This window comes from Streptomyces sp. Alt3, assembly GCF_030719215.1.
GTDB classification, from domain to species: Bacteria; Actinomycetota; Actinomycetes; order Streptomycetales; family Streptomycetaceae; genus Streptomyces; species Streptomyces glycanivorans.
Window position 1 is genome coordinate 4,341,684 of the sequence record NZ_CP120983.1, and the last position, 14,215, is coordinate 4,355,898.

Annotated in this window: 13 protein-coding genes; 10 read left to right on the forward strand and 3 right to left on the reverse strand. The window is 72.7% G+C overall.

Annotated features, from left to right (window positions below; all coding sequences use genetic code 11):
• Window positions 1-74 precede the first annotated feature (74 nt).
• From P8A20_RS19140 to P8A20_RS19175, 8 genes are all read left to right on the forward strand, one after another.
• Window positions 75-1,583, forward strand: coding sequence for a DHA2 family efflux MFS transporter permease subunit (locus P8A20_RS19140; protein ID WP_306103916.1), 1,509 nt, complete (start codon window positions 75-77; stop codon window positions 1,581-1,583).
• Window positions 1,584-1,586: 3 nt separating this feature from the next.
• Window positions 1,587-2,000, forward strand: a complete 414-nt coding sequence (locus P8A20_RS19145) for a DUF3151 domain-containing protein (protein WP_147958723.1) — start codon at window positions 1,587-1,589, stop codon at window positions 1,998-2,000.
• Window positions 2,001-2,158: 158 nt separating this feature from the next.
• Complete coding sequence (locus P8A20_RS19150) at window positions 2,159-3,007, forward strand: tryptophan 2,3-dioxygenase family protein (RefSeq protein ID WP_014155398.1); 849 nt, start codon at window positions 2,159-2,161, stop codon at window positions 3,005-3,007.
• On the forward strand, window positions 3,000-4,196 hold the full coding sequence (gene kynU, locus P8A20_RS19155) for a kynureninase (protein WP_306103917.1): 1,197 nt from the start codon (window positions 3,000-3,002) through the stop codon (window positions 4,194-4,196). The genes P8A20_RS19150 and kynU overlap by 8 nt, the downstream gene beginning before the upstream one ends.
• A gap of 114 nt (window positions 4,197-4,310) precedes the next feature.
• Window positions 4,311-5,183 carry an alpha/beta hydrolase gene (locus P8A20_RS19160; RefSeq protein WP_147958725.1) on the forward strand — a complete coding sequence of 291 codons (873 nt, stop codon included), beginning with the start codon at window positions 4,311-4,313 and terminating at the stop codon, window positions 5,181-5,183.
• Window positions 5,184-5,256: 73 nt separating this feature from the next.
• Entirely contained in the window at window positions 5,257-6,564 is a 1,308-nt protein-coding gene (locus P8A20_RS19165) for a sensor histidine kinase (RefSeq protein WP_147958726.1), read from the forward strand.
• Window positions 6,561-7,229: a response regulator gene (locus tag P8A20_RS19170; RefSeq protein ID WP_147958727.1), complete on the forward strand. Its 669-nt coding sequence runs from the start codon at window positions 6,561-6,563 to the stop codon at window positions 7,227-7,229. The genes P8A20_RS19165 and P8A20_RS19170 overlap by 4 nt, the downstream gene beginning before the upstream one ends.
• A 9-nt stretch (window positions 7,230-7,238) precedes the next feature.
• On the forward strand, window positions 7,239-8,444 hold the full coding sequence (locus tag P8A20_RS19175) for a cytochrome P450 (RefSeq protein WP_147958728.1): 1,206 nt from the start codon (window positions 7,239-7,241) through the stop codon (window positions 8,442-8,444).
• On the opposite strand, the gene P8A20_RS19180 is transcribed toward P8A20_RS19175, so the two are convergent.
• Window positions 8,427-8,813, reverse strand: coding sequence for a hypothetical protein (locus tag P8A20_RS19180; protein ID WP_187282100.1), 387 nt, complete (start codon window positions 8,811-8,813; stop codon window positions 8,427-8,429). The genes P8A20_RS19175 and P8A20_RS19180 overlap by 18 nt on opposite strands.
• Before the next feature lie 283 nt (window positions 8,814-9,096).
• Here P8A20_RS19180 and P8A20_RS19185 point away from each other — a divergent pair, with 283 nt between their 5' ends.
• The gene (locus P8A20_RS19185) at window positions 9,097-9,513 is read left to right on the forward strand and encodes a GbsR/MarR family transcriptional regulator (RefSeq protein WP_371934439.1); all 417 of its coding nucleotides are present in this window, start codon (window positions 9,097-9,099) and stop codon (window positions 9,511-9,513) included.
• 13 nt (window positions 9,514-9,526) lie between these two features.
• Here P8A20_RS19185 and P8A20_RS19190 read toward each other — a convergent pair whose 3' ends face one another.
• Window positions 9,527-10,363: a diacylglycerol kinase family protein gene (locus tag P8A20_RS19190; RefSeq protein WP_306103919.1), complete on the reverse strand. Its 837-nt coding sequence runs from the start codon at window positions 10,361-10,363 to the stop codon at window positions 9,527-9,529.
• Between the two features lie 186 nt (window positions 10,364-10,549).
• On the opposite strand from P8A20_RS19190, the gene P8A20_RS19195 reads away from it, so the two are divergent.
• Window positions 10,550-11,833, forward strand: coding sequence for an adenylosuccinate synthase (locus P8A20_RS19195; protein ID WP_306103920.1), 1,284 nt, complete (start codon window positions 10,550-10,552; stop codon window positions 11,831-11,833).
• Window positions 11,834-11,908: 75 nt separating this feature from the next.
• Here P8A20_RS19195 and P8A20_RS19200 read toward each other — a convergent pair whose 3' ends face one another.
• On the reverse strand, window positions 11,909-14,086 hold the full coding sequence (locus P8A20_RS19200) for a serine/threonine-protein kinase (RefSeq protein ID WP_306103921.1): 2,178 nt from the start codon (window positions 14,084-14,086) through the stop codon (window positions 11,909-11,911).
• Window positions 14,087-14,215 lie beyond the last annotated feature (129 nt).

Here is a 14,215-nt window from a genome sequence, read left to right on the forward strand (position 1 = left end):
CGGACGCGCCGTGTCCCACGGCCGGGTGAGCGCGGTGGATGGCCCTCGGGCCGGGCAGCGATGATGCTGCTCGTATGACTGACGCGAACGGTACGGACGGTACGGACGAGGGCGGTATCCGGGTCGCCTCGCCCCTGGGGCGCTGGGTCGTCCTGACCACCGTGCTCGGGTCGAGCATGGCCCTGCTGGACTCCACGGTCATCAACGTGGCTCTCCCCCGCATCGGCCAGGACCTCGGCACCGATCTGGCCGCCCTGCAGTGGACCGTCAACGCCTACATGCTCACCCTGGCGGGGCTGATCCTGCTCGGCGGCGCGCTCGGGGACCGGTTCGGACGGCGCCGGGTGTTCGTCGTCGGCGTGGTCTGGTTCGCCGCCGCCTCGCTGCTGTGCGGGATCGCGCCGAACGCGGAGGTGCTGGTGGCCTCGCGGGCGTTGCAGGGGGTCGGGGGCGCCCTGCTCACACCCGGATCGCTGGCGATCATCCAGGCCAGCTTCCATCCCGACGACCGGGCCCGCGCCGTGGGGCTCTGGTCCGGGCTCGGCGGGGTGGGGGCGGCCGTAGGGCCGTTCCTCGGGGGATGGCTGGTGGACGGGCCGGGCTGGCGGTGGGTGTTCCTGCTCAATCTGCCGCTCGCCGCCGTCTGCGTGCCCGTCGCCCTGCGCCATGTGCCGGAATCCAGGGACCCGGACGCCCACGGCCGCTTCGACGTCCTCGGCGCCGCCCTCGCGGCGCTCGCACTCGCCCTGGTCACCTACGCGCTGATCGAGGTGCCTGAGCAGGGCGCGTCCGTCCTGGTGATCGGCGCGGCTCTCGGTGGCGTGGTGCTGGGAGCGGCCTTCGTACGGGTGGAGCGGCGGCGGGCGGACCCCATGGTGCCGCCCTCGATCTTCGCGTCGCGGCAGTTCACCGCCGTCAACATCGTCACGTTCTGCGTGTACGCGGCCCTCGGCGGGTTCTTCTTCCTGTCCGCGATCCAGCTCCAGGTGGTCGCCGGCTACTCGGCGCTCGGCGCGGGCACCGCGCTGCTGCCCACCACGGTGCTGATGCTGCTCTTCTCAGCGTCGGCCGGGGATCTCGGGCGGCGCATCGGACCGAGGATCCCGCTCACCGTCGGCCCGCTGCTGGCGGCCGCCGGGATGCTGCTGATGCTGCGGGTCGGTCCCGGCGCCTCCTACCTCCTGGACGTACTGCCCGCGGTGCTGGTCCTCGGGGTCGGCATGGTCACCCTGGTGGCCCCGCTCACCGCGACGGTGCTGGCCGCCGTGGACACCGGGCGGGCCGGGCTCGCCAGCGGCATCAACAACGCGGCGGCGCGGGCCGCCGGGCTGCTCGCGGTGGCCGCGCTCCCCCTGCTGGCCGGGATGGGCCCGGAGGCGTACCGGGACGCGGGGGAGTTCGCCTCGACCTTCCGGCGGGCCATGCCGATGTGCGCCGGTCTGCTGGTGGCGGGATCGGTGATCGCCTGGTGGGCCGTGCGGGCGTCTCCCGCGGCCCGGCCCGAGACCCGGCCCGCGTGTTCGACGCACTGCGGGGTCACGGCCCCGCCCTTGGAGCCGGAGCCCGGGTCCGGGCACACTTGAGCCATGTCCATCCACGAGAACCTGCTCGGGGGCCCTGCCCCGACCCACCTGCCCGACGACCCGGAGCCGCGTGAGCTGCTCGCGGCCGGCACCGCCCCCGCCGATGTCGCGGCGAAGTACCCCAAGTCCTCGCTGGCCTGGGCGCAGCTCGCCGACGAGGCGTTCGAGGGCGGCCGGGTCGTCGAGTCCTACGCCTACGCGCGCACCGGCTACCACCGCGGCCTGGACGCGCTGCGCCGCGCGGGCTGGAAGGGCCACGGCCCCGTCCCGTTCGAGCACGAGCCGAACCGGGGCTTCCTGCGTGCCCTGCACGCCCTCGCGCGCGCCGCGCAGGCGATCGGTGAGCAGGACGAGTACGAGCGCTGCTCGACGTTCCTGCGCGACTCCTCGCAGACCGCCGCCGACATCCTGGGCTGAGGTCCGGCCCCGCCTTCCGGGCCCCGCGGGCAGCAGCCCGCGGGGCCCGACGCGTTCTCCGGAAGGCCGTTAGGATGCCGAGCAGGGGACCGGAGCTCCACCCACCCTCGGAGGAAGGGGCGGACCGCTACCCGGAAGCTCGTGTCGAGGAGACAGCAATGTCTACGTTCCACCCCGACCCCGAAGCCACCGGTGCGGAGACCCCGCACCTGGACTTCGCGGGAACGACGCCGTACGAGGACTACGTCCAGGCGGACGTCCTGACCCACCTCCAGCACCTGCGCTCGGACGATCCCGGCGAGATGGTCTTCCTGGTCACCACCCAGGTCATGGAGCTGTGGTTCACGGTCATCGTCCATGAGTGGGAGACGGCGGCGCACGCCCTGCGCGAGGACCGCATACCGGTCGCCCGCGACGCCCTGAAGCGCTCGCTGCGGGAGCTGGAGGCGCTGAACGCGTCCTGGAAGCCGCTCGCCGGCCTCACCCCCGCCCAGTTCAACTCCTACCGGGGCTCCCTCGGCGAGGGGTCCGGCTTCCAGTCGGCGATGTACCGGCGGATGGAGTTCCTGCTGGGCGACAAGTCCGCCTCCATGCTCGTGCCGCACCGGGGCGCGCCCCGTGTCCACGCGGAGCTGGAGAAGGCGCTCCAGGAGCCCGGTCTGTACGACGAGACGCTCGCCCTGCTGGCCCGGCGCGGATACGCCGTGCCCCGGTCGGTGCTGGAGCGTGACCTGTCGCAGAAGTACGAGCCGTCCCCCGCGGTCGAGGCAGTCTGGGCGGAGATCTACGCCGACGCCGACCAGAACGCCGAGCTCGTGCGGCTCGGCGAGGTGCTGACCGACGTCGGCGAGCTCGTGTGGCGCTGGCGCAACGACCACCTGACCGCCACCCGGCGGGCGATGGGATCGAAGACGGGCACCGGCGGATCGGCCGGGGTCGCCTGGCTGGAGAAGCGGGCGACGAAGAGTGTGTTCCCCGAGCTCTGGACGGCGCGCAGCCATGTCTGACTTCAAGGAGCGCGCCGAGGCGCTCGACTCCGCCGACGGACTCGCCGCACTGCGCGAGCTGTTCACACTCGACGACACCGTCTACCTCGACGGCAACTCGCTGGGCGCGCTGCCCCGCCACGTCCCCGCGCGCATGCAGGACGTCATCACCCGCGAGTGGGGCTCCCTGCGCATCCGCTCCTGGGACGGGAGCGGCTGGTGGACCGCGCCCGAGCGGATCGGCGACCGGATCGCCCCGCTGGTCGGTGCGGGTGCCGGACAGATCGTGGTGGGCGACTCCACCAGCGTGAACGTCTTCAAGGCCGTGGTGGCAGCGAGCCGTCTCGCGGGCGACGGCCGTGACGAGATCCTGGTCGACGCGACGACGTTCCCCACGGACGGGTACATCGCCGCGTCGGCGGCCCGGATGACGGGCCACCGCGTCGTCCCTGTCGACCCGGCCGACGTGCGGGACGCGCTCGGCCCCCGTACGGCGGTCGTGCTCCTGAACCACGTCGACTTCCGCACGGGCCGGCTCCATGACCTGCCCGGTCTCACCGCCGCCGTCCACGAGGCGGGTGCGCTCGCCGTCTGGGACCTGTGCCACAGCGCCGGCGCGCTGCCGGTGGGCCTCGACGCGCACGGTGTCGACCTGGCCGTCGGCTGCACGTACAAGTACCTCAACGGCGGCCCCGGCTCGCCCGCCTACCTGTACGTCGCCGCGCGCCACCAGGAGGCTTTCGACTCGCCCCTGCCCGGGTGGACCTCGCATGCCGACCCGTTCGCCATGACCCCCGGGTACGCCCCCGCGGACGGTTCCGTGCGGGGCCGGGTCGGCACCCCGGACATCCTGTCCATGCTGGCCCTGGAGGCGGCGCTGGACGTGTGGGACGGGGTGCCGGTGGACGCCGTGCGGGCCAAGTCCCTGGCGCTGACGGACTTCTTCCTGGAGTGCGTCGCCGCGTACGTCCCCGAGGGCCGGGTCGTACCGGTCACCCCGGCCGCCCACGCGGAGCGCGGCAGCCAGGTCTCGCTGCGGTGCGAGAACGCGGACGAGACGGAAGCGGTGATGCGCGCGCTCATCGAGCGCGGTGTGGTCGGCGACCTGCGTCGTCCGGACGTCCTGCGCTTCGGCTTCACCCCGCTGTACGTCGGTTTCGCCGACGCGGAACGGGCGGCGCGGATCCTTGCCGAGGTGCTGGCGGTCTGAGCGTCCGCCGCCGGCCCGGTCCATGATCCGGGCCGGTACGGCGGCGGTGTTCCGTACTGGTACCGTCCCCGCAGGTCAGTCCAGTTGGGCGCGGGCCAGGACGGTTGGAGCAGCATGTCGGATTCTGCCGGGCGTGACCGCGAGGCCGCCGAGACCGAGTCGGCGTTCGCGCATCCCGAGGTCGCCCCCGACGGGTCCGCGTCCTACGGGAGCCACCCCGACCAGGTGATCGACTTCTTCGCGCCGCGGGACGGCCGGGCCGGTGCGCCGCTCGTGGTGCTCCTGCACGGCGGGGCCTGGCGGGCGCCCTACGACCGGCAGCACGTGTCGCCGTTCGCGGACTTCCTCGCGCGGCGCGGTTTCGCGGTGGCCAGCGTCGAGTACCGGCGCGGTGGTGAGATCCCCCGGCAGGGCACGGCGGGCCCGGTCGCGGGGCGCTGGCCCGAGACCTTCGACGACGTGGCGGCGGCGATGGACGCCCTGCCGGCGCTGGCCGCCCGTGAGCTGCCGGGGGCGGATCCGCGCAAGACCGTGGTCACCGGGCACTCGGCGGGCGGGCAGCTCGCCCTGTGGGCGGCCGCCCGGCACGTGCTCCCGAAGGGTTCCCCGTGGCGGCTCCCCGCCGCGCCCGCGCTGCGCGGGGTGGTCGCGCTGGCGCCGATCGGTGACTTCGCGAGCGCGGTGGAGCTGGACGTCTGCTCGGGTGCGCTGCACCAGCTCCTCGGCGCGGACGACTTCGAGGCCCGGAGCGCGCACGTCGATCCGGCTCTGCTGCTGCCGACCGGGATCGCGACGGCCGTCGTCCAGGGGGTGGAGGACACCACGGTCCCGCAGGCCGTGACGGAGGCGTTCGTGGATGCCGCGGCGAAGGCCGGCGAGATGGTGGGGCTGACGCTGCTGGACGGGGTCGGCCACTTCCCGCTGATCGACCCGGCCGCGGACGCCTGCGCCGTGGTGGCCGAGGAGATCGCCCAGCTGGCCTGGTAGTACTTGCGACGGACGCCGAAGGATCCGCTTCACTGCTGACGACCCCGGCGGGCGGGGCCCCTACCGTGGAAGCGTGACCGAGACCAAGACCCAGAGCCCGGAGCGCCGGGCAGCCGCGACGGCGATAGACAGCCTTCGGCAGGACCTGTTCCACAACGTCTTCGACTACCGCCCGCTGGACCCGCTGGGCACGGGCGGGCCGGTCGTCCGACGCCTCCCGGCTCCCTTCCGCAAGGGCGCCGTCTGGTTCCCGCACGCGGTGGTGGGCCTGGTGGCGCTGATCTCGCTGCTGGAGGGCGTCTTCGCCGCGAACACCTACTCCCCGTTCGGCATCGCGACCCTCATCACCGCGTTCCTCCCGGCCGGCACGCTGCTGATGACGCTGGTCCGTCCCGTCCTCGCGTTCTGGGTGTCGATCGTGTCGACGCCGGTGGTGGCGATCGTGGGCAGTGGCGACTGGCCGTGGCAGCCGAGCGCGTTCGCCTGCCACCTCGGAGTGCTGGTCGTGGTCGCGGCGAGGACACGGCCGCGTACCGCCGCCTGGATGTGGCTGATCACCCTGCTCGTCGGGAGCGCCCTGGGGAACATGGGCCCCGGCTTCTCCAACACCGCGCCGATGGCCGTCACCTCGGCCTTCGCGCTGCTCCTCGTCGCCATGGTGCAGGTACGCCGTGAGGCGCAGCACGAGGTCACCGTGCAGCGGACCGTCACCGCCGTCGAGCGGGACAGGCGGACGCTCCTGGAGGAGCGCACCACCATCGCCCGTGAGCTGCACGACGTCGTCGCCCACCACATGTCGGTCGTCGCGATCCAGGCGGAGGCGGCCCCGTACCGGGTGGAGAATCCGCCGCCCGAGCTGGAACAGGCCTTCGTCACCATCCGGGAGAACGCCGTCGCCGCGCTCACCGAGCTGCGCCGGGTGCTCGGCGTCGTACGTGCGGAGGACTACGAGGCGCCTGACGCCCCGCAGCCCACCCTCGCCGAGATCGACCGGCTGCTGGACAACGTCCGGGAGACCGGGCTGGAGACGGAGAAGACGGTCACCGGTGCGGTGCGGGTGCTGCCGCAGGGTGTCGAGCTGTCGGCGTACCGCATCGTCCAGGAGGCGCTGAGCAACACGCTCAGGCACGCGCCGGGCGCCGCGGCCAAGGTGGAGATCGGCTATGTGCTCGGCGGGCTCGGGGTGCGGGTCGTCAACGGCCCCGCGCGGGGGCTGGTCAAGCCGTCGCCAGGGGCCGGGCACGGAATCACGGGGATGCGGGAGCGGGTCGCGATGCTGAACGGCGAGATGACGGCCGGGTCCACCGAGGACGGCGGCTACGAGGTCGCCGTGTTCCTTCCGGTGCAGGCGGAGCGGGCCGAGGCCGGTGAGGGCGCGTGAGCGAGGCACTCATCCGGGTACTGATCGTCGACGACCAGGCGATGGTCCGCGAGGGCTTCTCCGTGCTGCTGAACGCGATGCCCGGCATCGAGGTCGTCGGTGAGGCCGTCGACGGCCGGCAGGCCGTCTCCCAGGTCCGGGTCCTGCGGCCCGACGTGGTGCTGATGGACATCCGCATGCCGGAGCTCAACGGCATCGAGGCGACCCGGGAGATCGTCGCAGCCGACGCGGACGCCAAGGTGCTCGTCCTGACCACGTTCGATCTCGACGAGTACGTGTACCAGGCTCTGCGGGCGGGTGCCTCGGGCTTCCTGCTGAAGGACGCCTCGGCCAGGCAGCTCGCCGACGGTGTGCGGGTGGTGGCGTCCGGCGAGGCGCTGCTCGCTCCGACGGTGACCCGCAGGCTGATCACGGAGTTCTCGAAGATCGCCGAGGCGCCGCGGCCGCCCGCGATGGCCAGGATCGGCGACCTGACCGAGCGGGAGACGGAGGTGCTCGTGCTGATCGCCCAGGGCCTGTCGAACCTGGAGATCGCCTCGCACCTGGTGGTCGCCGAGTCGACCATCAAGACGCACGTCAGCCGCATCCTGGTGAAACTGGGGCTGCGGGACCGGACCCAGGCGGCCGTGTTCGCCTACGAGGCGCGGCTGGTCACGCCCGGATAGCGTCGGCTCATGCACGTGTCCTTCGACCCCTGGTCCCCGGCGTTCGTCGCCGACCCGTACCCCGCCTACGCCGCGCTGCGTGCCACCGGCCGGGCGCACTACTTCGAGCCGACGCGGCAGTGGCTCGTCCCGCACTACTCCGACGTGTCCGGGCTGCTGCGCGACCGGCGGCTGGGGCGGACCTATCTGCACCGCTTCAGCCACGACGAGTTCGGCGTCACCGCCCCGCCCGCCGCCCACGAGCCGTTCCACACGCTCAACGGGCACGGGATCCTCGACCTGGAAGCCCCGGACCACACCCGGATCCGGCGGCTGGTCGCCAAGGCGTTCACCCCCCGCAGGGTCGAGGCGCTCGTCCCGACCGTGGAGCGGCTGGCCGCCGGGCTCGTCGACGACTTCGTCGTGGCGGGTGGCGGTGACCTGCTGAGCGCGGTCGCGGAGCCGCTGCCGGTGGCCGTCATCGCCGAGATGCTGGGTGTCCCGGAGGCCGACCGGGCGCTGCTGCGGCCGTGGTCGGCGGCGATCTGCGGGATGTTCGAGCTGAACCCGCCGGAGGAGACCGCGCGGGCCGCGGTCCAGGCGTCGGTCGAGTTCTCCGCCTATCTGCGCCAACTGATCGCCGCCCGGCGCGCGGACCCGGGGGCGGATCTGATCTCCGGGCTCATCGCCGCCCACGACGAGGAGGACCGGCTGACCGAGCAGGAGATCATCTCCACCTGTGTGCTGCTGCTCAACGCCGGTCACGAGGCGACCGTCAACGCCACCGTCAACAGCTGGTGGATGCTCTTCCGGCACCCGGAGCAGCTGGCGTCGCTGCGTGGCGACCACGGTCTGCTGCCGACCGCGGTGGAGGAACTGCTGCGATACGACACCCCGGTGCCCATGTTCGCGCGCTGGGTCCTGGACGACATCGAGATCGACGGCACGGTCATTCCGCGCGGCTCGCAGGTCGCGCTGCTCTTCGCGTCGGCCAACCGTGACCCGGAGCGCTTCGCCGACGCGGAGACCCTGGACCTCTCGCGCCGCGACAACCCGCACATCTCGTTCGGCGCGGGCATCCACTACTGCCTGGGCGCACCCCTGGCGCGTATCGAACTGGCCGCTTCCTTCGGGGAGTTGCTGCGCAAGGCGCCGGGGATGCGGCTGGCGGCGGAGCCGGAGTGGAATCCGGGGTACGTGATCCGGGGGCTGCGCGAGCTACGCGTCGAGATCTGACACAGGGGCGTCGGACAGCCGTACGTGGTCCGGGTCGTGCGGGTTCGCCCAGGTGTGCAGGCCCCATGCGGACAGTGCGACTACGCCCGCCGTGCACACGGCCGCGACGAGGGCCCGGTGACGCAGGGGGCCGTGCCCGTGCAGCAGACGCATGGTCAGCAGCCAGACGGCCGTGGGGACCAGGAGCCCGGCGAGCAGGACGAGGGGCAGCTCCGTCCACAGGACGGAGAGGTCCCTGCCCTGCCCCTCGAAGCCGCCGCCCATGTGCCGCCGGGTACGCCCCGAGGAGCCCCAGACGTACAGGGCCGTGGCGGCCCCGAGTGCCGCCGTCGCACATCCTCCGTACCCTGCCGCGTCACGCTGCTCCATGATCCTCAGGACGGGCGCGCGCCTGCGGCCGGTTCCCGACTTCGTCTCCAGGTCCCGGCGCCGGAGGCCCGCCGGCCCGATGAGGTCCGGTGCCGAGGCGAAGGACCCGGCAACGAAGTTTCACAAATTTATGAAATTAAGGAAGCGTATAAAGTCGGGCCGTGACCGGATCGGAGGAGGCGGCGGAAGACATGACCGGCGGGACGGGCGAGCCCGGGGCGGAGGAGGGGCCGGCCGCGACGAGGACGCGGTGTCGCGCTTCGTCGAGCGCTTCGCGGCCGAGATGACCGAGGCCGGGATGCAGCGGATGGCCGCCCGCGTCTTCGCTTCGCTCCTCGCCGCCGACGACGCCTCCATGACCTCGGCGGAGCTCGGCAGACAGCTCAGGATCAGCCCGGCCGCGGTGTCGGGGGCGATCAACCACCTCAGCCAGGTCCGCATGGTCGGCCGCGAACGGGACCCGGGTTCACGCCGGGACCGCTACCGCCTGCACGACGAGATCTGGTACGGCGCCTTCGCCGACCGCGACCAGGTGCTGACCCGGTGGGAGCGCACCCTGCGGGACGGCGCACGCTCCCTGGGTGAGGACACCCCGGCCGGCGCCCGGCTCAGGGAGACGGCCGAGTTCTTCGAGTTCATGCAGGCAGAACTGGTCGGCGTCCTGGACCGGTGGCGGGAGAGCCGCAGGACGTCCGGCTGAGGCTGCGCGGGGCTCAGACGTCCGCAGCCGGGAGCACCAGCCCCCAGGCGTCCGCGTGCACGGTCCAGGTGCGGGTCCTGACGGGACCCGCCACCTGTATGTCCGCGCGGTAGCGGAAGTCGGGCCCGGAGACCGTGACCGCCTTGGCCTCGGCCGCGCGCGTCTCACCGGAGGCCGTGCGGACCACCACGTCCGCGAGGCCGCCGTCTCCCTGGGCGGCCACCGAGAGCCCTTCGACCGGCTGGTCGAGGTCGTTCAGCAGGACCCCGTCCGCCTCCACCCGCAGCCGGTGGGCCCGTGCGGGGCCGGAGGGCGAGGCAGGGGCGGGCCTCACCAGCGAGGCGACGAGGGTGCGGCAGGTGTCCCAGACCGTGTGTGGCGGGCCGGTGGAGGGCGCGGCGGCCGGGATGCGGAGCTCGCCGAGAACCACTCCGTCGCTGTCGTCGACGAGGAGGTCCAGCCGCCTGCGGGCCCCGTCGAGCGCGGTGCGCGCCGCCGCGACCGCTCCCCGGGGCACGCCGAGGGCGTAGCTCAGCTCCAGCGTGTGCGCCGCGCCGACCGGGATCAGGGAGAGGACGCTGTCGGCCAGTTCCCGCTCACGGTGGAGCTGGGACACGGCGCGCAGCAGCGCGTGGTCGTCGCCGACGACGACCGGACGTCTGGAGCCGCGCCGGGACAGGGCCCTGGCGAACTCGTCGGGGCCGTCCGCGAAGCAGATCTTGGCGTGCGCGCCCGCGCTCAGGACGTCCTTCGCGATGCGCACGGACTCCCCGTCGTAGCGGCGGGCAAGGGGGTCGATGAGCACGAGTAGCTGGTGGTCGCCGTCGCCGGGGGGCTCTGCAGCCGACACCTCGGTCCTTCCTCGGGTAGCATCTTGGTGCAAGAGCCCCTTGCGCTATTGCGCCAGGGGCTTGGTCTATTCCGGGGCACCCGGTTCGACGGCTCAGGCTTTGCCGTACATCGTCGTGCGGCAGGTACGACCTTTACGTACGCCCCCTGACCTTGGACATGCCCCGCCCGGAAGGGGTGTACGCCTGTGCCCGCACTTGTGCTGCTCGGTGCTCAGTGGGGTGACGAGGGCAAGGGGAAGGCCACCGACCTCCTCGGTGGATCCGTTGACTATGTGGTGCGTTACCAGGGCGGCAACAATGCCGGCCACACGGTCGTCGTAGGCGACCAGAAGTACGCACTGCATCTGCTCCCCTCCGGAATCCTCTCGCCCGGATGTACTCCGGTCATCGGTAACGGTGTCGTCGTCGACCCGGCGGTCCTGCTCTCCGAGCTGAGCGGCCTCAACGAGCGAGGCGTCGACACGTCCAAGCTCCTGATCAGCGGCAACGCTCATTTGATCACTCCGTACAACGTCACCGTCGACAAGGTGACGGAACGCTTCCTCGGCAAGCGCAAGATCGGTACGACCGGTCGCGGTATCGGCCCGACCTACGCCGACAAGATCAACCGCGTGGGCATCCGCGTCCAGGACCTCTACGACGAGTCGATCCTGGAGCAGAAGGTCGAAGCCGCGCTGGAGCAGAAGAACCAGCTTCTCGCGAAGGTCTTCAACCGGCGCGCGATCGAGTCCGGCAAGATCGTCGAGGAGATGCTCCAGTACGCGGAGCAGATCAAGCCGTACGTCGCGGACACGACGCTGATCCTGAACGACGCCATCGACGAGGGCAAGGTCGTCCTCTTCGAGGGCGGCCAGGGCACCCTGCTGGACGTCGACCACGGCACGTATCCCTTCGTCACCTCGTCGAACCCGACCGCGGGCGGCGCCTGCACCGGTGCAGGCGTGGGCCCGACGAAGATCAGCCGGGTCATCGGCATCCTCAAGGCCTACACCACCCGCGTCGGTGCCGGCCCCTTCCCGACGGAACTTCTCGACGAGGACGGCGAGGCGCTGCGCCGGATCGGCGGGGAGCGCGGTGTCACCACCGGCCGTGACCGTCGCTGCGGCTGGTTCGACGCCCCGATCGCGCGGTACGCGACCCGGGTCAACGGCCTCACCGACTTCTTCCTCACCAAGCTGGACGTGCTGACCGGCTGGGAGCAGATCCCGGTGTGCGTGGCGTACGAGATCGACGGCAAGCGCGTCGAGGAGCTCCCGTACAACCAGACCGACTTCCACCACGCGAAGCCGATCTACGAGAACCTGCCGGGCTGGTCCGAGGACATCACGAAGGCCAAGACCTTCGGTGACCTGCCGAAGAACGCCCAGGCGTACGTGAAGGCGCTGGAGGAGATGTCCGGCGCCCCGATCTCCGCGATCGGTGTCGGCCCCGGCCGGACCGAGACGATCGAGATCAACTCCTTCCTGTAGGAGTCACCGCGGCGGCGGCCGGTCTGCCCAGGCAGTGCCGGCCGCCGCCGCGCGTCCCGTCCAGCTCACGCCGGGTCAGTCGGCGCGCCGGTAGGTGGACGGCGCGTCCTCCTCCTCGTCGGAGTCCGTCCAGGCCAGCGACAGACCGTCGGCGCCCTTCATCTGCACCGTGCGGGTCCCGGCGTCCACACACTTGTCGGCGGGCTCGGCCGCCGTCACGGTCTGCGGGCCGAGCCGCAGCTCCTTGCTGTTCGCGTAGACGAGGACGCTCTCGTCCTCGCAGTGGTACGAGGGCCCGTCGCTGACGTACCTGGCCACGACCTCGCCGTACGCGCCCTGACTCAGCTCCAGTGTCGAGCTGTCGGGGGACGGCGAGCCGCCGGTCTCCACGTACTCCCACTTCCCGAGGAACCCGGCGGGGATGGGGGTGGCGTTCTCGACGCCCTTGGTGAGGACCGCGGTCTCGCCGTCGTCGTCCGTCCAGATGAGCGTGCCGTCGCCCGCCGCGCGGATCGTCTGCCGGCCGCCGTCGGAGCAGGCCTCCTCGGGGATGCTGCTGAGTGCCCGGGACTCCAGCACCATCAGGTTGTCGAAGGAGACCAGCTTGGCGGCGCCGTTGCACAGCGCCTCGTCGAACGAGTTGAACGTCGTGGCGACATCGGCGCCGACCCCGCCCTGGGTGATGGTGATACGGCGGAAGGAGTACGGCTGCTGGTCGCTGTCCTTGCCCGCGCCCTCCCAGATTCCCAGGTACTCCTCGCCGATCACACCCTCGACGGCGGCGGACGGGTCCGAGGAGACCTCCGAGGGGGAGGCGTCGTCCGTGGCCGGATCCGTGGACGGCTTCCCGCTCCGCTTAGACGGGCCCGGCGAGGCCGCGGACTCCTTGCCGTCCGTGTCGTCCGAACCGCCGCTCATGGAGGCGTAGGTGATCCCGCCCGCGATCAGGGCGACGGCGGCGACCGCCGCGCCGACGATCAGCGCGGTACGCCGCGGCCGGCTGCCGGGGGACCGCGGGACGTCGGGCCGGGTGCCCGCCTGCGGCCCCAGGTCCGCGGGGCCGGCCAGGGGCGCGCCGAACACGCCCAGCTGGGCGGGTGCGGCGGGCGGGGGCGGCGTCGGCTCGGGTCCGGGGAGCGGCACGGCGGGCGGGGCGGGAGTGGCGGCCGCGGCTCCGGACGGCTCCTGCTGCGCCGGCGGGTCCTGCCGCGGCGGCGCGGAGGGCGGCGGGGTCGGGGGTCCTGCCGGGAGCGGAGGGGTGACCCCGGTCGGACGGGGTGCCGTGGCCGGCGGCGGGGGCGTCGCGCCCGGGGGCGGACCGGCCGGCCGCGCGGGGACGCGCTGTCCGGGACCCTCCGAGTCCAGCAGTTCGGCGGCCTTGCGGCCGAGCTCGGCGATCAGCGCGCCCGGCAGCCACGGCTCCGTGTCCTGCGACACCTCCTCCGTACGCGCCACGACCTCCGCCGGAGCCGGGCGGTCGGCCGGGTCCTTCGCCAGGCACGCGCCCACCAGCTCGGTGAGGCCGGCCGGGAGGCCGGTCAGGTCGGGCTGCTCCTGGGCGATCCGGTACATCACCGCGTGCATGCCGCTCTCGGAGGATCCGAACGGATGCCGGCGCGTCCCCGCGAACGCGAGCACCGATCCCAGGGAGAAGACGTCGCTGACGGGCGTGAGCGCCTCGCCGCGCACCTGCTCCGGGGACATGTAGCCGGGAGACCCGATCACCGCGCCGGTCCGGGTCAGCTTGCCGTCGGCGGTCACCGCGTCCAGCGCCCGGGCGATCCCGAAGTCGATGACACGCGGCCCGTCGATGGTCACCAGGACGTTGGCGGGCTTGAGATCGCGGTGGATCAGCCCGGCGGTGTGGACCGCGGTCAGTGCCTGGGCGAGCCGGTGGGCGAGGATGCGCACCGAACGCTCCGGCAGCGGCTCGGTCCGTCCTGCGAGCACCGCGTGCAGGGACGGGCCGGGGACGTACGCGGTGGCGACCCAGGGCGCCGGGGCGTCGGTGTCCGCGTCCAGCACGGCCGCGGTCCACAGACCGCCGACCCGGCGGGCCGCCGAGATCTCCTGCGCGAAGCGCCTGCGGAACTCGGGTTCCGTCGCGAGTTCGGAGCGTACGAGCTTCACGGCGACGGTCCGCCCGCCGGCCGAACGCGCCAGGTACACCTCACCCATGCCGCCAGCACCCAGGCGGGCGAGAAGGCGGTAGGGACCGATGTGTGACGGGTCGTCATGTGTCAGCTGATCCACCATCGGATCCTCGCACAGAGGACCGGGCCCCGGGGTGGGGGCAGCACGCTGTGGTGCAGTTCCGTTACGCGGCGGTGCGCACGGCCGCGACGGGCGCGCGGGAACGGTGTCCGGTGCGGCGGGTTCCGC